17 protein-coding genes are annotated in these 22,483 nt (G+C 33.3%); 10 read left to right on the top strand and 7 right to left on the bottom strand.

Going from position 1 to position 22,483, the window contains the following annotated elements; all coding sequences use genetic code 11:
- Positions 1-42: 42 nt before the first annotated feature.
- Both T1L09_RS11000 and dinB read left to right on the top strand, forming a co-directional pair.
- Complete coding sequence (locus T1L09_RS11000; RefSeq protein WP_322551009.1) at positions 43-2,070, top strand: site-specific recombinase; 2,028 nt, start codon at positions 43-45, stop codon at positions 2,068-2,070.
- Positions 2,071-2,073: 3 nt separating this feature from the next.
- Positions 2,074-3,171, top strand: coding sequence for a DNA polymerase IV (gene dinB, locus T1L09_RS10995; protein ID WP_322551008.1), 1,098 nt, complete (start codon positions 2,074-2,076; stop codon positions 3,169-3,171).
- Between the two features lie 50 nt (positions 3,172-3,221).
- Here the strand turns inward: dinB and pyk are convergent, their stop codons facing one another.
- The 5 genes from pyk to T1L09_RS10970 form a co-directional block, all read right to left on the bottom strand.
- Entirely contained in the window at positions 3,222-4,652 is a 1,431-nt protein-coding gene (gene pyk / locus T1L09_RS10990; protein ID WP_322551007.1) for a pyruvate kinase, read from the bottom strand.
- Positions 4,653-4,657: 5 nt separating this feature from the next.
- A complete protein-coding gene (locus T1L09_RS10985; RefSeq protein ID WP_322551006.1) occupies positions 4,658-5,131 on the bottom strand; it encodes an IPExxxVDY family protein in 474 nt (157 codons plus the stop codon).
- 95 nt (positions 5,132-5,226) lie between these two features.
- Entirely contained in the window at positions 5,227-5,970 is a 744-nt protein-coding gene (rnc, locus tag T1L09_RS10980; RefSeq protein WP_322551005.1) for a ribonuclease III, read from the bottom strand.
- A 4-nt stretch (positions 5,971-5,974) separates the two neighbouring features.
- Entirely contained in the window at positions 5,975-7,228 is a 1,254-nt protein-coding gene (gene fabF, locus T1L09_RS10975) for a beta-ketoacyl-ACP synthase II (protein WP_322551004.1), read from the bottom strand.
- Positions 7,229-7,423: 195 nt separating this feature from the next.
- Entirely contained in the window at positions 7,424-7,660 is a 237-nt protein-coding gene (locus T1L09_RS10970) for an acyl carrier protein (protein WP_007137004.1), read from the bottom strand.
- 171 nt (positions 7,661-7,831) lie between these two features.
- Between T1L09_RS10970 and purN the strand changes: the two genes are divergently transcribed.
- Both purN and rnhA read left to right on the top strand, forming a co-directional pair.
- Complete coding sequence (gene purN, locus T1L09_RS10965) at positions 7,832-8,398, top strand: phosphoribosylglycinamide formyltransferase (RefSeq protein ID WP_322551003.1); 567 nt, start codon at positions 7,832-7,834, stop codon at positions 8,396-8,398.
- Between the two features lie 8 nt (positions 8,399-8,406).
- Entirely contained in the window at positions 8,407-8,880 is a 474-nt protein-coding gene (gene rnhA, locus T1L09_RS10960; RefSeq protein WP_322551002.1) for a ribonuclease HI, read from the top strand.
- A 3-nt stretch (positions 8,881-8,883) separates the two neighbouring features.
- Here rnhA and T1L09_RS10955 read toward each other — a convergent pair whose 3' ends face one another.
- Positions 8,884-9,312, bottom strand: coding sequence for a DUF2147 domain-containing protein (locus tag T1L09_RS10955; RefSeq protein WP_322551001.1), 429 nt, complete (start codon positions 9,310-9,312; stop codon positions 8,884-8,886).
- A 130-nt stretch (positions 9,313-9,442) separates the two neighbouring features.
- Between T1L09_RS10955 and T1L09_RS10950 the strand changes: the two genes are divergently transcribed.
- Together T1L09_RS10950 and T1L09_RS10945 are read left to right on the top strand one after the other, a co-directional pair.
- The gene (locus T1L09_RS10950) at positions 9,443-10,372 is read left to right on the top strand and encodes a PfkB family carbohydrate kinase (RefSeq protein ID WP_322551000.1); all 930 of its coding nucleotides are present in this window, start codon (positions 9,443-9,445) and stop codon (positions 10,370-10,372) included.
- A gap of 78 nt (positions 10,373-10,450) precedes the next feature.
- Positions 10,451-12,349, top strand: coding sequence for an amidophosphoribosyltransferase (locus tag T1L09_RS10945; protein ID WP_322550999.1), 1,899 nt, complete (start codon positions 10,451-10,453; stop codon positions 12,347-12,349).
- 648 nt (positions 12,350-12,997) lie between these two features.
- Here the strand turns inward: T1L09_RS10945 and T1L09_RS10940 are convergent.
- Entirely contained in the window at positions 12,998-13,600 is a 603-nt protein-coding gene (locus T1L09_RS10940) for a superoxide dismutase (RefSeq protein WP_322550998.1), read from the bottom strand.
- 107 nt (positions 13,601-13,707) lie between these two features.
- Here T1L09_RS10940 and T1L09_RS10935 point away from each other — a divergent pair, with 107 nt between their 5' ends.
- The 4 genes from T1L09_RS10935 to T1L09_RS10920 all read left to right on the top strand — a co-directional run bounded on the left by T1L09_RS10935 (position 13,708) and on the right by T1L09_RS10920 (position 22,479).
- Positions 13,708-16,896 carry a UvrD-helicase domain-containing protein gene (locus T1L09_RS10935; protein WP_322550997.1) on the top strand — a complete coding sequence of 1,063 codons (3,189 nt, stop codon included), beginning with the start codon at positions 13,708-13,710 and terminating at the stop codon, positions 16,894-16,896.
- Between the two features lie 33 nt (positions 16,897-16,929).
- Positions 16,930-18,126: a glycine C-acetyltransferase gene (gene kbl / locus T1L09_RS10930; protein WP_322550996.1), complete on the top strand. Its 1,197-nt coding sequence runs from the start codon at positions 16,930-16,932 to the stop codon at positions 18,124-18,126.
- Positions 18,127-18,227: 101 nt separating this feature from the next.
- On the top strand, positions 18,228-19,631 hold the full coding sequence (locus tag T1L09_RS10925) for an OmpA family protein (RefSeq protein WP_322550995.1): 1,404 nt from the start codon (positions 18,228-18,230) through the stop codon (positions 19,629-19,631).
- Between the two features lie 64 nt (positions 19,632-19,695).
- A complete protein-coding gene (locus T1L09_RS10920; protein ID WP_322550994.1) occupies positions 19,696-22,479 on the top strand; it encodes a PD-(D/E)XK nuclease family protein in 2,784 nt (927 codons plus the stop codon).
- Positions 22,480-22,483: the final 4 nt, after the last annotated feature.

The raw sequence follows: 22,483 nt of genomic DNA, 5'->3' as shown, positions 1-22,483 counted from the left end.
TGTTTCTCTTCGTATATTTACAACGTTTTGAAAATAATAAAAATGAATATATTTAAAAAGACAAGTTTAGAGTCGTTTGATGAAATTTGTAAAAGAAACTTTAACGATTTACAGCTTTGGAGGGAAAATGAGGATGCTATCGATATTTTAGTCGCATTAGTTAACACTATTCGACCAAAGAAACCTAAAGAAGTTAAATCAGTTTCTCTAAAGAAGGTCTTATATTTTTTTATTGAAAATCCGAGTGAAAAAGCACATTTCATCAATTATTTACATTTGCTTTTAGACAAAAAGAGTTTTGATACTATTCTTACGGATGCCGGAATTCTTCAAGATACCGATTTCTTTTATGAAGTAAAAAAACGAATTTTCGCTAAATTTTTACCTTATCAAGCACCAAAAGAGTCTTTACAATATGTTTTAAATCAAATTTTCTACTTGGTATCTGATCCTATTTGGATTAATAAAATTCCAATAAGTGAATTAGAAACTTTATTCGATATACTAGAACTAGGTACAATCTATAAAGATACCGAAGTAAATTCTCCTATGTATGAAGTGTTGCAGGCGATGAATTTACTTTCACAGCGAAGTAGTGGAAAAGCATTAGAAAGTGAAGTATTAAAAATGGTGCCGGAATATGATAAATTTGAAAGTCCATTTGAAGCTTTTGAAAAGGAATTAGATGCCATTCAAACGACCATCACATCAAAAAAGACAGATAGTTACATCACTTCAGAAGACATCAATTACCGCCAATTACTGGTGTTGTTTAAGCAATGCAATGATTTTATTGAGAAAGCTTTTCAAAACTCTTCTAAATATGGAATTTCACTGCGTGTGAATCAAAATTTACTGCGAATAAAACAGCAATTACATCGAATTGGTGTCTTGTTACCTATTTTAATAGTGGACAAACCAGAAGATAAAAGAGCCAAAACAATTGAATTAGCCATAAAATTAATTAAATACAATTGTCAAAAAACAAATGTGAGGAAATTGGTGAGTGAAAGTACGCAATTGTTGTCGTATGAAATTACTCAGCATTCGGCAAAAACAGGCGAAAATTATATCACGGAATCTAAAACGGAGTACTTTAAAATGCTTTATGCTGCGCTAGGTGGAGGTTTAGTAGTTGGTTTTTTATGTATTTTCAAATTATTGCTCTCCAAGATGGAAACAAGTGATTTCGGTCACGCTTTTTTCTACAGTTTAAATTATTCTTTTGGCTTTATCATAATTTATTTACTAGGTTTTACTTTAGCGACCAAACAACCCGCAATGACGGCTGCGGCTTTGATTACGGCGCTTGAAGATGGTCTAAAAAAACAAGGAAATGACAACGAAAAGCACAAAACGTTTGCTATTTTATTTGCGAGATTGTTTCGTTCACAGTTTATCGCTTTCGTAGGAAATGTCGTAATGGCCTTTCCCGTTGCTTTAGTCGGAATATGGGCAATTGATACTATTTTCGGAAACAATATAGCAACTTCAAATTGGAATAAGTTTCTTGTCGATTTAAATCCGATTGGATCTTTATTGCTTTTTCACGCAGCTATAGCTGGATTTTTCCTGTTTTTATCTGGAATTATCTCAGGAAGTATCTCAAACAGAGACAAACACTTTGATGTAAAATATAGAATAGAAGAACATCCGTGGTTAAAAATGACCTTTGGAAAAGTTAAAACAAAACGATTTGCCAATTGGTACAACAAGAAATGGGCCGGATTAATTTCTAATTTTTGGTTTGGAGTATTCCTTGGAAGTACCGCTTCTGTGGGTATATTCTTAGGCTTAAATTTAGACATTCGTCACATCACTTTTGCTAGTGGAAATTTAGCTTTAGCACTTTATGGTGCGAAGTTTCAAGTTGAAAACAGTTTGTTGTTTTGGGGAATTTTTGGTGTTGGAATGATTGGTTTAGTCAACTTCTTAGTAAGTTTTAGTTTGTCATTAGGGTTAGCTTTCCGTTCTAGGAATATTCCACTAAGCGAATTACGACCAATTATAACTTCAATTAAGCAACGGTTTTTTAAAAAACCTATGAGTTTCTTTTTTCCTACCGAATAATTTATGAACGAAAACTACCGTAAAATAATTCATATCGATATGGATGCGTTTTATGCATCGGTAGAACAATTGGACAATCCTGAATTAATAGGAAAACCGCTTGCTGTTGGTGGCAGTGAATTACGAGGTGTTGTGGCTGCAGCAAGTTATGAAGCACGAAAATTTGGTGTTAGAAGTGCCATTAGTGGAATGTTGGCCAAAAATTTATGTCCCGATTTAATTTTTGTTCCGCCACGTTTTGATCGTTACAAAGAAATTTCAAAACAAATTCGTAAGATATTTTTTGATTATACCGATTTAGTGGAACCACTTTCGTTAGATGAAGCTTATTTAGATGTAACCGAAAATAAAAAAGGTAATCCAAGTGCTACATTAATTGCTCAAGAAATTAGAAAACGCATTTTTGAAGAAGTGGGATTAACTGCATCAGCCGGAATTTCCGCTAATAAATTCGTAGCCAAAATAGCATCAGATTTTAATAAACCAAATGGTCAAAAAACAGTAAATCCAGATGAAATCGAATCTTTTTTAGAGAAATTAGATGTCAAAAAGTTTTATGGTGTAGGAAAAGTTACGGCCGAAAAAATGTACCAATTGGGAATATTTTCTGGTTTCGACTTGAAGCAAAGATCACAAGAATATTTAGAAAAGCATTTTGGGAATAGTGGTTTGCATTATTACCAAATTTCTAGAGGAATTCATAATAGTGAAGTAAAACCCAATCGAAAAGTTAAATCTGTAGGAGCTGAACGAACGTTTAATGAAAACTTATCTTCCGAAATTTACTTAGAAGAACGCATTTTAAATATCGCAAATGAATTAGAAAAACGACTCAAAAAAAGTAAAATTTCTGGAAAAACCATTACTTTAAAACTTAAATATTCAGATTTTACACTACAAACACGAAGTAAAACGTTGCCTTATTTTATATGTGACAAGGCTATTATTGCTGATGCTGCAAGAGATTTATTATACCAAGAAAGATTGAGAAATTCTGTTCGATTGTTGGGGATATCTGTTCATAATTTGAATAATGAAGAGAATTCTAATCTAAAATTGCTACAAAAGAGTATTTCGGTACAATTAAAATTTGAATTTTAAAAAAAAAGCCGCCTTTTCGGGCAGCTTTGCAATTTATATAGTTGTTAAAATTATTCAATTTCAGAAACTCGCAATGTGTTTACCATTCCTTTTTCAATTACGGGCATTGCAGCTAAATTAACCACCATATCACCTTTAGTTACATAATTTTTATTCTTACAAATAAGGTTTATGTCTTCAATAGTGTCATCTGTACTTACTAATTTGTCGTAAAAATAAGCTCTAACTCCCCATAAAAGGTTTAATTGGGTTAAAATTCTTTTATTAGAAGTAAATACTAAAATATGAGATTTTGGGCGCCATGCCGAAATTTGAAAAGCTGTATAACCAGAATTCGTTAAAGTTGTAATCGCTTTTGCATTAATTGTATCAGCCATTAAGGCCGCGTGATAACAAATAGTTTTAGTAATATAACGTTTGTTTTTAATCATAGGTTGTGTCAAAGGCATTTTGATAAGTGGCGAATCTTCTACACTTTCAATAATTCTTGTCATCGTTTCAATTACTTCAACAGGATAATTACCTACAGAAGTTTCGGCAGATAACATTACGGCATCTGCTCCGTCCATTACTGAGTTCGCTACGTCGTTTACTTCAGCACGCGTTGGCGTTAAGCTGGTAATCATCGTTTCCATCATTTGTGTGGCCACAATTACCGGAATTCGGGCTGTTTTTGCTCTATGGATAAGTTTTTTCTGAATTAAAGGCACTTCTTCCGCTGGCACTTCAACACCTAAATCACCACGAGCCACCATTAATCCATCACAAAAGGCTACAATTTTATCAATATTTTCAACTGCTTCTGGTTTTTCAATTTTAGCGATAATTGGAATTTTATGATCTGAATGTTCTGCAATTAAATCTTGTAATTCTTCTAAATCTTTAGACGTTCTCACAAATGATAAAGCGATCCAATCTACTTTGTTTTCGATTGCGAAAATAGCATCTTTTATATCTTTTGGCGTTAACGCAGGTAATGAAACGGCTGTGTTTGGTAGGTTTACCCCTTTTTTAGAACGTAAAGGTCCGCCTTGAATTACTACTGCTTCAACTTCTGTGTTTTTATCTGTTTTAGTAACTTCGAAAATTAATTTTCCGTCGTCTAACAAAATACGTTCACCCGGATTTACATCTTTTGGAAACTCCTTATAATTCATATAGACTTTAGAAGCCGTTCCTAAAATATCTTCGGCTGTGGTGAAAGTAATTTTATCACCTTTATTAACTACAACATCTTCTTTCATTACGCCTACGCGAAGTTTTGGACCTTGTAAATCGCCTAATATGGAAGTTGTGTAACCAAATTCCTCGTTAAGTTCTCTAATCATGTCAATGCGTTCTTTTACATCGGTATAATCAGCATGCGAAAAGTTAATTCTAAATACGTTTACTCCTGCATCAATCATCTTCTTTATCACTTCCTTTGTGCTGCATGCAGGGCCGAGCGTAGCTACAATTTTAGTCTTTTTATTGGTTAACATTGGTATTAAAAAATTAAGTTGTTTTTAGATTTTAAGTTATTTGGGTCTAAAGCATAGGCCGTAGATATAGTTTTCATGGATAAAATTTTTCCGATGATTTCGTCTTCATTGAAGTCATAGTCACTATTTTCTATTTTCAATAGATAATCAGCTTTTCGATATTCGGGTAGTAAAAAAACAGTAATATCTACAGCGTCAAAAAGTTGTGAAGATTTGTGTTTGTCTGTTACAATAGTAGTTTTGTTTGCTATTAAACTCCAGGTAACATCATTTTTTTTATCTTCAAATGTGAAGTTGCTAAAGGAACTTTTTCCTTCTTCAATTTCAATTTCGATATTGAAATTATTTTTTTTTAAATGAATATTCAATAAATTGTTGATAAGGTAAGCTAATTTGTAATCATCCAGTGAAGAATGAAGTGCAATAAGTTCATAATCCTCTGAAATAAAATCGTTTATTAGAATTTTATGTGTTATCATCGGGTATAATTTGAATGCAAAGATAGTATTAAAAAGCGTTAAATACTGTTGGTTTGTGGTTCTTAACGTTAATTTAATAAGTAAAAAGATTTATATTATTTTTTAGAAATTTTTTCTTGCAGGGCAAAATAAGCTCGTTGTGATGCTTTTTCTTCTGCTTTTTTCTTAGATGTAGCTCTCGCTTTTGAGATGATTTTTTGATCAATCAGAAGTTTTACGCCAAAATATTTTTGACCCTCGATTCCGTTATCTTCAACAAAATCAAAAGCAAATGATAGTTTTTCTTTTTGGCACCATTCGATAATTAAACTTTTATAGCTAATTACCTTTCCTTCAAGTTGTGCTATGTTAACATATTGTTTAATTATTTTTGTACGAATGAATTTTTCACAAAAGCTATACCCTCGATCCAAATAAATGGCACCTATAAAAGCTTCAAATAAATTTCCGTGAATGTTTTCGCCAAATTGGCTCGAATTCACTTTACTCTCTACAAAACCAACTAAATTAAAATCTCTTCCTAGTTCGTTTAAATGTTCACGACTTACGATTTTTGAACGCATTTTAGTTAAATAACCTTCGTCTCCACCTGGTACTTCATTGTATAAATGTGCTGCTATCACACTGCCGAGCATTGCATCGCCTAAGAATTCTAAACGCTCATAGTTAAAAGGTATTCCACTAGCATCTAACTTATTTGCAGAGCGATGGGTAAAAGCTTTTTTATAATACTGTAGGTCTTTTGGTTCAAAACCCAATATTTTTACAAGTTTTTCAAAAAAAGTCCCGTCTTCTGCAGAACGGGACTTTCTTGATATTTTACTTAGAAAACGACGCATCTATTTACTCTTCTAATTTTTTAAACAATACACAAGCGTTGTGTCCACCAAAACCAAAAGTGTTGCTCATAGCAACTTTAATTTCTCTTTTTTGGGGTTTGTTTAAAGTTAAATTTAACGATGGGTCTATATTTTCATCTGCAACTGTATGATTTATTGTTGGAGGAACTATTCCGTGTTGCATCGCTAAAATAGATGCAATAGCTTCTATAGCTCCCGCGGCTCCTAATAAATGTCCGGTCATTGACTTTGTTGAATTGATGTTGATGTTTTTTGCGTGATCACCAAAAACATGACTAATCGCTTTCAATTCGGCTACATCTCCAAGTGGAGTTGAAGTTCCGTGCGTGTTGATGTGATCTACTTGGTCTGGCGTCATACCGGCGTCACGCAAAGTATTTTCCATAACCGCAATTACCCCAATTCCTTCCGGATGAGGCGCAGTTAAATGATAAGCATCCGAAGACATTCCACCACCGCCCATTTCACAATATATTTTTGCACCACGTGCCTTTGCATGTTCATATTCTTCTAAAACTAATGCGCCTGATCCTTCGCCAAGAACGAAACCGTCTCTCGTGGCATCAAAAGGTCTTGAAGCCGTTTCTGGACTTTCATTTCTAGTAGATAAAGCGTGCATTGAGTTAAACCCGCCCATTCCAGCTATTGTTACAGCTGCTTCTGAACCACCAGAAATTATGACGTCACACATTCCTAAACGGATGTAATTGTATGCGTCTATCAAAGCATTTGCAGAAGAAGCGCAAGCCGAAACAGTAGTATAGTTTGGTCCCATATAGCCGTTTCTCATTGAAATATGAGCAGGAGCAATGTCGGCAATCATTTTAGGGATAAAGAATGGATTGAATTTTGGAGTTCCATCACCTTTAGCGTAATACATCACTTCATCTTGGAAAGTTTGTAAACCACCAATACCAGCTCCCCAAATAACACCTACTCTGTGTTTGTTTATGTTTGCTTCTGTAAGGCCCGCATCTTTAATAGCTTCGTCACTAGCGGCAACAGCATACTGCGCAAATTTATCCAACCTACGAGATTCTTTACGATCCATATAATCCTCAATATTGAAGTTTTTAACTTCGCAAGCGAATTTTGTTTTATGTTTTTCCGTATCGTAATAAGTTATAGGAGCAGCACCACTTTTTCCGCTAATCAACGCTTCCCAATATTCTTGAATAGTATTTCCGATTGGGGTTAAAGCTCCAAGTCCGGTTACCACAACGCGCTTTAATTGCATAGTTTTTAATTTTCGAATTATATAAAAAAAACCCAATGTGCTTTTAATAAGAACTAAAAGAAACAATGGGTATTACATATTTTTTTATTTTATGATTGTAATACAATCAATGTTTGCAAAATCTTTTTAAAAGATTTAAAAGAGGAACAGAAAATAATAGCATCCACAAAGAAAATCGATGTGGATGCCTTTTTATTATTTCTTAGCCTCCTCGATGTAAGAGATCGCTTGACCTACAGTAGCAATGTTTTCAGCTTGGTCGTCCGGAATTTGAATATCAAATTCTTTTTCGAACTCCATAATAAGCTCAACAGTGTCTAATGAATCAGCTCCTAAATCGTTAGTGAAGCTAGCTTCTGTTACAACTTCGTTTTCGTCAACACCTAATTTGTCTACGATAATCGCTTTTACTCTTGATGCAATGTCTGACATAATCTTTAATTTTTAATTTAATTTGATGGCAAAAATAAAAAACTTTATCTTAAAACCACCCTTTTGTTACTAAATGTGACCACGAATTTAAAAAAAAATATTCACAAAGGCTTCTTTTTTTTATTTATTACCAAAATTTATCCTTTTTTTTGTGGAAGAAATCTACATCAAATGAAAAATATTGTGCTTTTTGCATCCGGAAATGGGACTAATGCCGAAGAAATTATTAGATATTTTAAAAATAATAGCCAAGGAACTGTGGTCGCGATCTTTACTAACAAATCAGATGCCAAAGTACTCGATAGAGCTAAAAATCACGAAATTCCATCCGTGGTTTTTAATAGAATGGAATTAAATGAAGGTTTTGTCTTAAAAGAACTCCGTAATTTTAAACCGGACTTAATAGTTTTAGCCGGATTTCTGCTTAAATTCCCAGAAAGTATCCTGAAAGAATTTCCAAATGTGATCAATATTCATCCAGCACTTTTGCCAAAATACGGTGGAAAAGGAATGTACGGAATGCATGTGCATCAATCCGTTTTGGAGAATAAAGAGAAAGAAACTGGAATTACCATTCATTATGTGAACGAAAACTATGATGAAGGAGAATTTATTTTTCAAAAATCCGTCAATATTGAAGATTGTCAATCTGCAGAAGAAATTGCTTCCAAAATTTATGAATTAGAGCATCGTTATTTCCCTGTAATTATTTCTGAAATTTTAAATTCAAAAAAATAAAACTTATTTTGTCACACGAAGTACATATTTATACAGACGGCGCTGCCAAAGGAAATCCTGGACCAGCAGGTTATGGCGTAGTAATGGAATTAGTAGGAACACCTTATAAAAGAGAATTTTTTGAAGGTTTTAGACTTTCTACAAACAATAGAATGGAATTATTAGCCGTAATTGTGGGTTTGGAAAAGCTAAAAAATCCAAAAACTAAAGTTTTAGTAGTTTCCGATTCTAAATATGTAGTAGATGCTGTTGAAAAACGCTGGGTATTTCAGTGGGAAAAAATAAACTTCAAAGCCAAAAAAAACCCAGATCTATGGATGCGTTTTTTAAAAATTTACCGCCAACATCAGGTCGATTTTCAGTGGGTAAAAGGCCACAACAGTCATCCACAAAATGAAAGATGTGATGAATTAGCAGTTATGGCTTCGCAACAAAAACAACTTTCTATTGATTCGTATTATGAAAATTTAGAAGCGAAATAAATTTTAATTTACGCGTTTCCACTGCTGCGTTCTGTAAAAGAAAGCAATAGAGCCTCTTACATTTAAAATATTTTCGTTTTTCTCGTCTAACCAAATTTTACAAGTGTAGGTTTTACCATTTTCAGGATCAGTAATTGTACCATCATTGTACACATTTTCGTTTTTAGATAGTTTTTTGATAATTATTAAACCTTCAATAGGTTTGTTTTTATCTGTCCCATTGCATTTAATACATACTTTGTCTTTATCTGCATCGTTTAATATGGTAGTTATTTTACCAAAATACTCATTATTCAATTTATATATTTCAACTATCGATTTTGCCTCTTTTGTAGAATCGTCTATCGTTTTCCATTTGCCAATAATTGTTTTTTGCGAATAAGTACAAATTGAAAAAAGAATCGTCAGGAGTAAAAATAATTTCGTTTTCATAGTATTTCGAATAGCTTGATGTGAGGTTTTTAAATAGTATTTTTCACAAATTTACCTAAAAAGTTTAAGGTTTGAAACTAAACTTTGAAACTAAAGTTTTATCTTTGGCCCTTATTTCAAATCAATATTGATGAACAAATTATTAATAGTAGGAACAGTAGCTTTTGATGCTATTGAAACTCCTTTCGGGAAAACGGACAAGATTTTAGGTGGAGCAGCAACTTATATCGGTTTAGCTTCTAATTTTTTTAATGTAGATGCAGCGATAGTTTCTGTTGTAGGAGAAGATTTTCCAAAGGAATATTTAGATTTATTAGAAAGTAAAAATGTAAATATCGATGGAATTGAAATAGTTAAAGGCGGAAAAACATTCTTTTGGAGTGGCAAATACCACAACGATTTAAATTCTCGTGATACTTTAATCACTGAATTAAACGTTTTAGCAGATTTCAATCCAATTGTTCCTGAAGCATATAAAAATTCTGATATCGTATTGCTAGGAAATTTACATCCTATAGTTCAATCGGGTGTTTTGAACCAAATGACAACACAACCAAAATTAATTGTACTAGATACAATGAACTTCTGGATGGATTGTGCGTTACCTGAATTGTTAGACGTAATTAAACGTGTGGATGTAATAACAATTAACGATGAAGAAGCACGTCAGTTATCAGGAGAATATTCTTTAGTAAAAGCAGCGGCTAAGATTCACACAATGGGACCAAAATATGTAGTGATCAAAAAAGGAGAACACGGAGCGTTATTGTTCCAAGGAAAAGAAGTGTTCTTTGCTCCGGCATTACCATTAGAAGAAGTATTTGATCCAACAGGTGCTGGTGATACTTTTGCAGGAGGTTTTGCAGGTTATATTACACAATCTGAAAACATTTCATTTGACAACATGAAAAATGCCATTATTTATGGCTCTAACTTAGCTTCCTTCTGTGTGGAGAAATTTGGAACAGAACGAATGGAAAGCTTAGATAAAAAAGAAGTGAATGCGCGTTTAAGACAATTTAAAGCGTTAACACAATTTGAAATCGAATTAGAAGAATAATAAAACGTGCCCCGAAATTTCGGGGCATTTTTGTTACAACTATAAAATAAAACAACAACCCTCACAACACAACAACTTATGAGTGACGCTATACAACACGAATGTGGAATTGCATTACTACGATTAAAAAAACCGTTAGAATTCTATAAAGAAAAATACGGAACTGCTTTTTACGGCGTACAAAAAATGTATTTGCTTTTAGAAAAACAACACAACCGCGGTCAAGACGGAGCCGGATTAGCAAGTATTAAATTAGATGTAAATCCAGGTGAAAGATACATTAGTAGAGTACGCTCAAATGATACGCATGCAATCAAAGATATCTTTTCGCAAATTAATCAACGTATTGCGGGGGAGTTAGAAGCACATCCAGAATATCAAGATAATGTGGCACTTCAAAAGAAAAACATTCCGTATATCGCAGAATTATTTTTAGGTCACGTTCGTTATGGGACTTTTGGAAAAAATAGCATTGAAAGTGTGCACCCTTTTTTACGTCAAAACAACTGGATGCATCGTAATTTAATTATTGCGGGAAATTTCAACATGACCAATGTGAAAGAGTTGTTTCAAAACTTAATTGACTTAGGACAACATCCAAAACAAATGGCTGATACCGTTACTGTAATGGAAAAAATCGGACATTTTTTAGACGATGAAGTAACTCATTTATATAGAGATTGTAAAAATGAAGGGTATTCGAAACAAGAAGCATCAGCAATAATTGGCGAACGTTTAAATATCCAACGCATTTTAGAACGCGCTTCAAGAAATTTTGATGGAGGTTATGCCATGGCCGGACTTTTAGGTCACGGTGATTCTTTCGTATTGCGCGATCCTGCCGGAATTCGTCCTGCTTATTTTTATGAAGATGATGAAATTGTAGTTGTAACTTCTGAACGTCCGGTTATTCAAACGGTATTCAATGTGCCTTTCGAAAAAGTTCAAGAATTAGAACCGGGTTGTGCTATTATTATTAAAAAGGATGGGAAAGTCACTATCGAACAAGTTAGAGAACCACTAGTTAAAAAAGCATGTTCGTTTGAACGTGTTTATTTTTCTCGAGGTAGTGATGCCGAAATTTATCAAGAACGTAAAGAATTAGGGAAATTAATCTTTCCTTCCATTTTGAAAGCCATTAATAACGATACAGATAATACAGTTTTCTCTTACATTCCCAATACGGCTGAGACTTCATTCTTTGGAATGTCTGAAGCAGCTCAAGACTTCTTAAATAAAAGAAAAGCAAAAGCGATTATCAAAGATAGAGATTCTTTAACACTAGAATCGCTGAAAGAATTGCTGTCCGTTAAAATCAGAACGGAGAAAATCGCAATTAAAGATGCCAAATTAAGAACTTTTATTACTGAAGATAGTAGTAGAGATGATTTAGTAGCGCACGTTTACGATGTAACTTATGGCGTGGTGAAACCAACTGACAATTTGGTAATTATTGACGATAGTATTGTAAGAGGAACTACCTTAAAACAAAGTATTATCAAAATGATGGATCGCTTAAATCCTAAAAAAATTGTAGTAGTTTCTTCAGCACCGCAAATTCGTTATCCGGATTGCTACGGAATTGACATGGCAAAACTTGAGGGTTTAGTTGCTTTTAGAGCTGTTTTAGAACTTTTAAAGGACCGAAACTTATATCATATCGTAGATGAGGTTTATAAAAAATCAAAAGCACAAGAAGATTACAATGACACGGATGTCGTAAATTATGTAAAAGAAATTTATGCTCCGTTCACAGATCAAGAAATTTCCGATAAAATTGCTGTAATGTTGACGCCGCTAGAAACAAAAGCAGAAATTAAAATTATCTTTCAAACAGTTGCTAATTTGCATAAGGCTTGTCCTAAAAACTTAGGTGATTGGTATTTCACAGGCGATTATCCAACAAAGGGTGGAAACCGAGTAGTGAACCGAGCTTTTATGAATTTCTACGAAGGCAAAGATGCCCGAGCCTATTAAAAAAGTGCAGTTTATCGATTTTTTATTACATTCAACAATTAAATTATTGCATTCAGTTTTATAAATATACTTTAGTAGTACCAAAAAATTAGTAGGTTAAGTTTTATGGTAGATTTGGGGCAAAAAGGTGAAAGAGATTTCACCTTTTTTTTTGTTTTATACCTCGGCTGATTTCTTCGGGCGCTTCACAATTATTTTTCTTCTAAAAAAAACGCAATTCAACGAGTATTTTGCCTTTTCAACAATTAAATTAATACATTCATTTTTATCGATATACTTTAGCATTACCAAAAAATTAGTAGGTTAAGTTTTATGGTAGATTTGGGGCAAAAAGGTGAAAGAGATTTCACCTTTTTTTGTTTTGTATTTGTATTGTTTTTTAGGATTTACATTACAAATCTTTTGAGTTCATACAAATTAACGCAGTTCAACGACTATTTATACTTTTCAACAATTATTTTATGCTACACACGATCTTTGCTATACTTTAGCTCTACCAAAAAATTAGTAGGTTAAGTTTTATGGTAGATTTGGGGCAAAAAGGATGAAAGAAATTTCATCCTTTTTATTTTTAAAGAAATGATTACAACATAAAAAAGCCGAAGCATTTTTAAAATGCTTCGGCTTTTCTTATAATTACGTATTGAATTATTTTGTAGCTGCGTAACGTTTTGAAACTTCAGCCCAATTGATAACATTAAAAAATGCTTCCATATAATCAGGACGACGGTTTTGGTAATGTAAATAATAAGCATGTTCCCAAACGTCCATTCCTAAAATTGGAGTGCCACAATCCATACCTGGCATTAATGGATTGTCTTGGTTTGGTGTAGAACAAACTTCAAGTTTTCCACCTTTTGAAGCTAACCAAGCCCATCCTGAACCAAAACGAGTTGCTCCAGCTTTAGAAAACTCCGCTTTAAAAGCATCAAATGATCCAAAAGCTGCGTCAATTGCAGTTGCCAATTCACCTGTTGGTAAACCACCACCGTTTGGCGACATAATTTCCCAGAATAAACTGTGATTATAATGACCACCACCATTATTTCTAACAGCCATATTAGTCATATCAAGGTTTTTCATAATATCCTCAATAGATTTTCCTTCTAAATCTGTTCCTGCAATAGCATTGTTTAAGTTTGTAACATAAGCATTATGATGTTTTGAATGGTGAATTTCCATTGTTTTTGCATCAATATGTGGCTCTAACGCTTCATAAGCGTAAGGTAATTGTGGTAAGTTAAAAGACATAGTATTTAATTTTTAAATTAGTAATATTTTTATCAAATTTACAAATTAAACTTCGGAATCAAAAATAGATAGTTCTTATAATACTATTGTTAAGACAAAAATAACATTTGGAAACAGCAGCTTTTACCATTTACGACGCATCGGCGGGATCCGGAAAAACGTATACACTAACAAAAGAGTATTTAAAAATCCTTTTTTTAGCACGTACTGATGACGCCTATCGAAAAATTTTAGCCATAACTTTTACCAATAAAGCGGTGGAAGAAATGAAAAGCCGAATTGTGTCGAGTTTGTACCAGTTTTCAATCGATGATACTTCGGACAAAGCGATGGATTTATTGCGAGATGTTTCAAAAGATACGAATTTGAGCGTTGCTACAATTAAAGATAAATCGAAAGCAATTATCAAGAATATTATTCACAATTATGCGGCTTTTGATATTTCTACGATTGATAAATTCACACACAAGGTAATTCGAACCTTCGCACAAGATTTAGATTTGCCTCCAAATTTCGAAGTTTCGCTAGATACCGATTCTTTGTTGCAAGAAGCAATCGATTTGGTGATTTCAAAAGCTGGAGATGATGTGAATTTGACTAAACTACTAATAGAATTTTCAAAAGACAGAACCGACGATGATAAAAATTGGGACATTTCAGCCGAATTATTAAAGGTTGCACAATTAATCACCAACGAAAATAACGCCGAAGAAATCAAAGAAATGTCGGAAAAGAGTCTGGATGATTTTGGCGTGATTAAAAAGAAATTACAAGAAGAAGTTAAGCAGTTAAAAGCTGGTTGTAAGGAAATTGCACAAAGTGTTTTAGATAAAATTGATACTAATGGCGTTTCGCGAAAATCATTTTACGGAGGATATGTTACCAATCATTTTGGAAAAATAGCGGATGATAAATTTAGCATCAATGAAAATATTGTAAATTATTTAGACGGAACAAAAGCACCTTATTCAAAAAATACGCCAGAAAATGATAAAAACTTCATAGATGAAAATCTAGATGAAATTTTAGCATCAACTTTGGCTTTGAATGAAAAAGTGGGTAAACTTTCATTGTATGATGCTTTTCTACAAAATCTAAATCCACTTTCTTTAATTAATACGATTTATCAGGAATTCAAGAAAATTCAGCAAGAACAAAATTTAGTTTCGATTTCCGATTTTAATAAAATTATTCATAACGAAATTCAAAATCAGCCCGCACCTTTTATTTACGAACGTTTGGGCGAAAAATACCGTCATTATTTCATTGATGAATTTCAGGATACTTCCGTAATGCAATGGCAAAACTTGATTCCACTAATTGATAATGCTTTGGCGGGTCAAGACGATTATGGGCAGAAAGGAACGTTGATGTTGGTTGGCGATCCCAAACAAGCAATTTACCGTTGGCGTGGTGGAAAAGCAGAGCAATTCATAGATTTGGCAAAAGAAGATTTAAGCTATAATCCGTTTTCGAATAAAGATAAAGAAACCTTGCGTTTAGGTACAAATTACCGAAGTTATAGCGAAGTAATTCAGTTTAATAATGCGTTTTTTAAGCAATTGTCTGATAAATTTCAAAACGAAGATTATCGCAATTTGTATGAAAATTTATCACATCAGAAAATAAATTCTAAAATAGGCGGTTATGTGAATTTGTCGTTTATAGAAGTGCCTGAAGAGAACGATGAAGTTGAAGGATTTGATTCAGACAACGATTCGATTACTTTAAAGGATAAGTATTATTTGAATCAAACGTTAAAAACGATTCAGAAATGCTTGGAAAATGGTTTTGAATACAAAGATGTTGTTTTGCTAACGCGAACAAAAGCACCCGGAATTAAGCTAGCAAACTTTTTAACCGAAAACAGTATTCCAATTTTATCGTCTGAAACTTTATTGATTCAAAATGCAACCGAAGTGAAATTGCTAATTGCGTTGCTTCGTTATTTGAAAAATCCAAAAGATGATCAATCAAAAATTCATTTTTTATATTTTATAGCTAAGTATTTGCAAACTGATTTAGAAGTTCACGATTTTATATTATTTACCAAAGATAAAAATGCGACGGATTTAGAATCGTTTTTAAAAACAATTGGAATCGAAATTTCGTTCAAAAACTGTAAGAAAAAGTCACTATACGAAGCCGTTGAGGTTTTAATTGCGACTTTTTTAAATGATAAGGTAAATACGTCTTATTTGCAATATTTCTTAGATTTGGTGTTGGAAAAAGATGTGAAAGTTCAATCTAGTATTGCTGATTTCTTAGACTATTGGGATAAAATTGGATTTAAGAAAAGTATTCCATCGCCCGAAGGAACTAACGCAGTTCGGATTATGACGATTCATAAATCGAAAGGTTTGGAGTTTCCAATCGTAATTTTTCCTTTTGCCGAAGAAGATTTTTCCCGAAAAATAAAAGACCGACTTTGGATTCCGCTAGAAGATTCGAATATTGATTTGCCAAAAGCATTAATTAACAATCGAAAAGAAGTAGAAACTTATGGTGAAGAAGCACGAAATATCTTCCAAACCAAAAACCAGGAAGAAACTTTAGATACGATTAATGTTTTATATGTGGCGTTGACGCGTGCTGAAGAACAATTGTATGTGATTTCAAATAAAGTGACTACGAAAAAAGGCGAATTGGTTACAAAAAATTTATCCTATTATTTTATTGAATTCTTGCAGAATCTCGGAATGTTCGAAGAATCTAAATTGGAATACGAATTTGGTAATGCAAATCGAATTTCCACCAACAAAGAACACGAAGGGAAAAACGAACAAATCGGAATAGTTACACATAAATTAGATCCGAAAAATATAAATATTGCCCAGCGTGAAGCTTTAATGTGGGGAACAATTCAGCAAGATGCGATCAACTTCGGAAATATTCTGCACGAAATTATGGCGTTTATTCAGACCAAAGACGATGTAGATTTAGCTCTGATTAAGGCTTCGGAACTTGGATTGATTACTTTTTCGCAAATTCCAACATTTAAAGAAACGATTGATAAGATTGTAAATCACGAAGAATTGAGTCTATTTTTTCAATCCGATGCTAAAATCTTCAACGAACAAAACATTATTAAAAAAGATACGAAAAACAGTAAACCTGACAGAGTAACTATAAAAGACAATAAAGCGTACTTATTAGATTATAAAACAGGAGAAAAACATAAAAAACACCAAGTTCAATTGCAAGAATATCAATTGGCTTTGGAAGAGATGAAGTACGAAGTTGCAAAAAAAGCGTTAATCTATATAGGAGATGCAATAGAAGTAGTAACTTTGTAAGGTAAATTAGAAACAACAAAACGAATAAATAATATGTACGGAAAAATTCAACAACACCTGCAAAAAGAAATAGACACCATTAAAGAAAATGGTTTGTTTAAAAAAGAACGTATAATTACATCGCCTCAAGGAGCGAAAATTACTGTTTCAACAGGAGAAGAGGTTTTAAATTTCTGCTCTAACAATTATTTGGGATTATCATCGCATCCAGAAGTGGTTCAAGCAGCTAAAGATACATTAGATTCGCACGGATTTGGAATGTCTTCAGTTCGTTTCATTTGTGGAACACAAGATATTCATAAAAAATTAGAGAAAACAATTGCTAATTTCTACGGAACGGAAGATACTATTTTATACGCTGCAGCATTTGATGCAAATGGAGGAGTTTTCGAGCCTTTATTAGGAGAAGAAGATTGTATTATTTCGGATAGTTTAAACCACGCTTCTATTATCGATGGAGTACGTTTATGTAAAGCAGCACGTTATCGCTATGAGAATTCTAATATGGATGACTTAGAGCAACAGCTAATTAAAGCTTCAGAAGCGGGGCATCGTTTTAAGTTAATTGTAACGGACGGAGTATTTTCTATGGACGGATTAGTGGCGCCATTAGATAAAATTTGCGATTTAGCAGATAAATATGATGCCTTGGTAATGGTTGATGAATGCCATGCAGCAGGATTTATTGGTGCAACAGGAAAAGGAACGTTAGAAGCTAAAGGTGTAATGGGTCGTGTAGATATTATCACAGGGACATTAGGAAAAGCTTTAGGTGGAGCAATGGGTGGATATACAACTGCGAAAAAAGAAATTATTGAAATTTTACGTCAACGTTCTCGTCCGTATTTATTTTCAAACTCTTTGGCGCCGTCAATTGTTGGTGCGTCATTAAAGGTTTTTGAACTGCTAGAAAAAGACACTACACTTCGAGATAAATTAGAGTGGAATACCAATTATTTCAAAGCAGGAATGAGAAAAGCAGGTCTAGATTTTATAGACGGAGATTCTGCAATTGTACCAGTAATGTTGTATGATGCAAAATTAGCGCAAGTTATGGCAGAAAAATTATTAACAAAAGGAATTTATGTTATAGGATTTTTCTTCCCAGTAGTTCCCAAAGGAAAAGCTCGAATTAGAGTGCAATTATCTGCTGCACACACCCAAGAACATTTGGATAAAGCTATTGCGGCATTCACAGAAGTAGGTAATGAATTGGGAATAATTAAGTAAAATCAGACAAAAAAGCGTTTTTTTTTAACAAAAATTTTTGTTGTTGAAAAAAATTAGTACTTTTGTCATAATTATAACGTATTGTAATTAAATAAATAAGTATGAAACATTTAAACAAATTATTTGCTGTTGCATTATTGTTTGCGGGATTAACATCGCAAGCACAGGACAGTAACAACCCTTGGGCTGTGTCTTTTGGGGTAAACGGAGTTGACACTAAAGTTAGTGCAGTAGGAAACGATAGTCCAAAATGGATTCAATTAGTTAACGCTAATGAAAATTGGAATATTTTACCTGCAGTATCTTATTTAAACGTATCGAGATACGTTGGAGATGGTTTCTCTTTTGGAGTTGCGGGATCTGTTAACAAAATTGACAAGTGGGTTGCTAGAGATTTTTCTACTACAGCTACTGACATCGTTAGTAATCCTGGTGATTTATCTTACTACGGAATTGATGCTACAGTTAAATATAGCTTCATGGAAATGATCGGAACAAAATGGTTTGACCCATCTGCACACATTGGTGGTGGTTATACATTTTTCGGTGATGCTTCTGCAGGTACAGTTAATGGAGGTTTAGGGTTAACTTTCTGGGTAACAGAAAATGTTGGTTTACAGTTCCAATCTACTTACAAGCACTCATTTGATGATGAAAGAGTAGCGAACGCAGACGTTCCAACTCATATCCAACATTTTGCTGGTGTAACTTTCAAATTTGGAGGTAAAGATACAGATAATGATGGAATTTACGACAAAGATGACGCATGTCCAGAAGTTGCAGGTTTACCACAATTCAAAGGATGTCCTGACACGGATGGAGACGGAATTCAAGATTCTCTTGATTCATGTCCAGATGTAGCTGGTTTAGCTGAATTAAACGGTTGTCCTGATGCTGACGGAGATGGAATCATTGATTCTGAAGACGCTTGTCCAAACGACAAAGGTACTAAAATGATGAAAGGTTGTCCAGATGCTGACGGAGACGGAGTAGCTGATAAAGATGACAGATGTCCTACTATCGCTGGTGCAAAAGATAACGGTGGTTGTCCTTGGCCAGATACTGACGGAGACGGTGTTGCTGATAAAGATGACAAATGTCCTTCTGTTAAAGGAACTGTTGCTAACAACGGTTGTCCTGAAGTTTCTGAAGAAGCAATGAAAAAATTAAATGACTACGGTAAAACAATCTTGTTTAACTCTGGGAAATCTTCTTTCCAAAAACAAACTTACCCAGTTTTACAAGCTATGACTGCTATCTTTAAAGAATATCCAAACTCGGAATTCTCTTTAGAAGGTCATACAGATAGTGATGGTGCTGATGCAATGAACCAAAAATTATCTGAAGATAGAGCTGCTGCAGTTAAAGATTATTTAATTGAGCAAGGTATCGAAGCTTCAAGATTATCTTCTAAAGGTTTTGGTGAAACTACTCCAGTAGATTCTAATAAAACTGCTAAAGGTAAAGCTAACAACAGAAGAGTAGAAGTGAAATTAGTTAAATAATTTCTTTTCAAAAATATATTGAGAAACGCCCCGATTAGTCGGGGCGTTTTTTTATTTTTATAAAATGAATCAAATGACCTTTTTAGACAAATTAAGTAGTACTTTGTTACGGCAATCAGATGTTGAACTATCGAATTGCCTTATTGTTTTACCTAATAAAAGAGCCAAAGTCTTTCTTTTAGAAAGTCTTAAAAATAATTTAGAAGGAACCTCTTTTGCACCTAATATCATTAGTATTGAAGATTTTATTCAAGATATTGCTGGTTTGCGTTCTGTGGATCCAGTTGAATTGTTGTTTGAATTCTACGAAGTCTATCTAGCGGTTACCGACAAAATAAAACAACAATCTTTCGAAGAGTTTTCAACTTGGGCGAAAACGGCGATTCAAGATTTTAATGAAATTGACAGATATTTACTCGGACCAGCTCACGTTTTTTCTTATTTAAAAGATATAGAAGCTCTGAAACGTTGGGATTTAGAAGCTAAAAACACTACAAAATTAATTGATGCACATTTAGAGTTTTGGGCCAAATTGCCCTTGTATTATGAATCTTTTTACAAGCATTTAAAAGATAAAGGTATCGGTTACCAAGGTTTGATTTACAGAGAAGCTGTTGCAAATTTGGTAAACTTCACCAAAACATTAACTTCCGAAGTTTACTTCGCTGGTTTCAACGCATTGAATCAGGCGGAGGTTAAGATTTTTAATTATTTGGCTCACGAAAATAAAGCTAAAATATATTGGGACATTGATGAGGTGTTTTTAAAAGATACTTATCACGATGCAGGATTGTTTATTCGCAGGTTTAGAAAAGAGTGGAAACCTTTCGTAAATCAAGATTTTGAGTGGATTGTTAATCATTTCAGTGAATCCAAAAATATTGAGATTATAGGTACACCAAAAAGTATTGGTCAAGCGAAAATCGTTGGGACAATAATCGAGAAAATTCAAACGGAAAATCCAAAATTAGAAAAAACAGCCGTTGTTTTAGGTGATGAAAACTTATTACTTCCGGTTCTGTATGGTTTGCCAGAATCGGTTGAAGCTTTGAATATTACGATGGGTTATCCTAGTAAAAATAATCCAGCCCAACTGTTAATTAGCAAATTGTTTAAGTTGCATATTAATGCTAAAAAACGCAGTGAAAACAGTTATACTTTTTATTATAAGGAAGTTTTAGATGTGTTAAATCATCCTTTGGTGGAACCTTATTGCAATGCGGAAGAAGTTGTGAAAATCATCAACAATAATAATTTTACGTTCTTTTCAAATCAAAAATTATTCAGTTTACACGAAGAGAGATATCCAAATTCAGCCAATAAATTCTTTGAATTGTTATTTACGCGTTGGGACGATTCTATCACGAATGTTTTAGCTAATTTGAAAGAAATTTTATTGCTCATAAAATCATTTTTAAGCACTGATGATACGGAAGAAAAAGTTACCAAAGCTTTCGTGTATTCTGTTTTTAAAACCATTAATAAATTAACTAATTATCACGAAAAATACAATCACATTGATTCTGTAACATCTTTGCACGCTATTTATAAGCAGATTATCGATCTAGCGGAAGTTTCTTTCGAAGGCGAGCCTTTGTCAGGACTTCAAGTTATGGGAGTTTTAGAAAGTCGTGTTTTGGATTTTGAAAACGTAATTATTACTTCTGTAAATGAAGGTAAATTTCCAGCAGGCAAATCGCAGAATTCTTTCATCCCTTATGATGTGAAGAAAGAATTAGGCTTGCCAACATTTAAAGAAAAAGATGCAATTTATTGTTATCACTTCTACCATTTATTATTGCGAGCTAAAAACGTTTGGTTGCTTTATAATACCGACAACGAAGGAATTGACGCCGGTGAAAAATCTCGATTTATTACGCAATTAGAAATAGAGCAACAACCAAATCACACCATAAACAGTACGATATATAATGCGGTGTTACCCGAAAAAGCACACGAACCCATTACGATTGATAAAAACGAAGCGATTCTAAAACGTTTGTACGAAATTGCTACCGACAAAGGTTTTTCGCCTTCGTCATTGACTAATTATATTCGAAATCCGTTACAATTCTATATGCAACGTATTCTTAGAATTAATGAAGCCGACGAAGTGGAAGAAAATATTGCGGTAAATACTTTGGGAACTATTATTCACAATGCTTTGGAGGAATTGTATGAACCTTATTTGAACCAATTTTTAGCGTTGCATCATTTGGAGGCAATGGAAACTAAAATCGAAGCCGTAATTCTGAAATATTTTAAAGAAGAATATAAAGAAGGAGAAATTACCAAAGGAAAGAATTTATTGGCTTATGAAGTGGCGAAACGAAATGTCTACAATTTTCTACAATTGGAAAAGAAATCGATTGCAGAAGATGGCGATGCTATAAAAGTATTGTTGTTGGAAGCTTCTTTGAATTGTGAAATTACTATTGATTCGCTAGCTTTTCCAATAAAAATTGCAGGAAAAGTAGATAGAATTGAAGAGCGAAATGGAGAAATTAGAATCGTAGATTATAAAACAGGAAAAGTTGATGGTAATTCTTTGAAAATTGTTGATTTCTCGGATTTAACTTCGGATATTAAAAATGAAAAAATAATTCAATTGTTGTGTTATGCTTTAATGTTTGAAAACCACGACTTGAAACAAAATAAAGATGTTTCGGCCGGAATTATCTCGTTTAAAAATATGAAGGGCGGATTTCTTCCTTTCGGATTAGGTAAAGGAAAACATTCCGAATTAGTAATAACAAATCCAATTCTAGAAGATTTTAAAGCTGAATTGTCTAAACTTATTTTAGAAATTTTCAATCCAGAAATTCCGTTTAGGGAGAAAATAGGATAGAATT

Source organism: Flavobacterium psychraquaticum (assembly GCF_034497725.1).
Classification (GTDB): domain Bacteria; phylum Bacteroidota; class Bacteroidia; order Flavobacteriales; family Flavobacteriaceae; genus Flavobacterium; species Flavobacterium psychraquaticum.
The sequence above is the reverse complement of the archived record's forward strand: the minus strand, read 5'-3'. Positions and strand labels throughout refer to the sequence as shown.

Excerpts from the sequence above, each read along its gene's own strand:
- T1L09_RS11000 (WP_322551009.1), top strand. The coding sequence starts at position 43 with ATGAATATATTTAAAAAGACAAGTTTAGAGTCGTTTGATGAAATTTGT.
- dinB (WP_322551008.1), top strand. The coding sequence starts at position 2,074 with ATGAACGAAAACTACCGTAAAATAATTCATATCGATATGGATGCGTTT.
- pyk (WP_322551007.1), bottom strand. The coding sequence starts at position 4,652 with ATGTTAACCAATAAAAAGACTAAAATTGTAGCTACGCTCGGCCCTGCA.
- T1L09_RS10985 (WP_322551006.1), bottom strand. The coding sequence starts at position 5,131 with ATGATAACACATAAAATTCTAATAAACGATTTTATTTCAGAGGATTAT.
- rnc (WP_322551005.1), bottom strand. The coding sequence starts at position 5,970 with ATGCGTCGTTTTCTAAGTAAAATATCAAGAAAGTCCCGTTCTGCAGAA.
- fabF (WP_322551004.1), bottom strand. The coding sequence starts at position 7,228 with ATGCAATTAAAGCGCGTTGTGGTAACCGGACTTGGAGCTTTAACCCCA.
- T1L09_RS10970 (WP_007137004.1), bottom strand. The coding sequence starts at position 7,660 with ATGTCAGACATTGCATCAAGAGTAAAAGCGATTATCGTAGACAAATTA.
- purN (WP_322551003.1), top strand. The coding sequence starts at position 7,832 with ATGAAAAATATTGTGCTTTTTGCATCCGGAAATGGGACTAATGCCGAA.
- T1L09_RS10955 (WP_322551001.1), bottom strand. The coding sequence starts at position 9,312 with ATGAAAACGAAATTATTTTTACTCCTGACGATTCTTTTTTCAATTTGT.
- T1L09_RS10950 (WP_322551000.1), top strand. The coding sequence starts at position 9,443 with ATGAACAAATTATTAATAGTAGGAACAGTAGCTTTTGATGCTATTGAA.
- T1L09_RS10945 (WP_322550999.1), top strand. The coding sequence starts at position 10,451 with ATGAGTGACGCTATACAACACGAATGTGGAATTGCATTACTACGATTA.
- T1L09_RS10940 (WP_322550998.1), bottom strand. The coding sequence starts at position 13,600 with ATGTCTTTTAACTTACCACAATTACCTTACGCTTATGAAGCGTTAGAG.
- kbl (WP_322550996.1), top strand. The coding sequence starts at position 16,930 with ATGTACGGAAAAATTCAACAACACCTGCAAAAAGAAATAGACACCATT.
- T1L09_RS10925 (WP_322550995.1), top strand. The coding sequence starts at position 18,228 with ATGAAACATTTAAACAAATTATTTGCTGTTGCATTATTGTTTGCGGGA.
- T1L09_RS10920 (WP_322550994.1), top strand. The coding sequence starts at position 19,696 with ATGAATCAAATGACCTTTTTAGACAAATTAAGTAGTACTTTGTTACGG.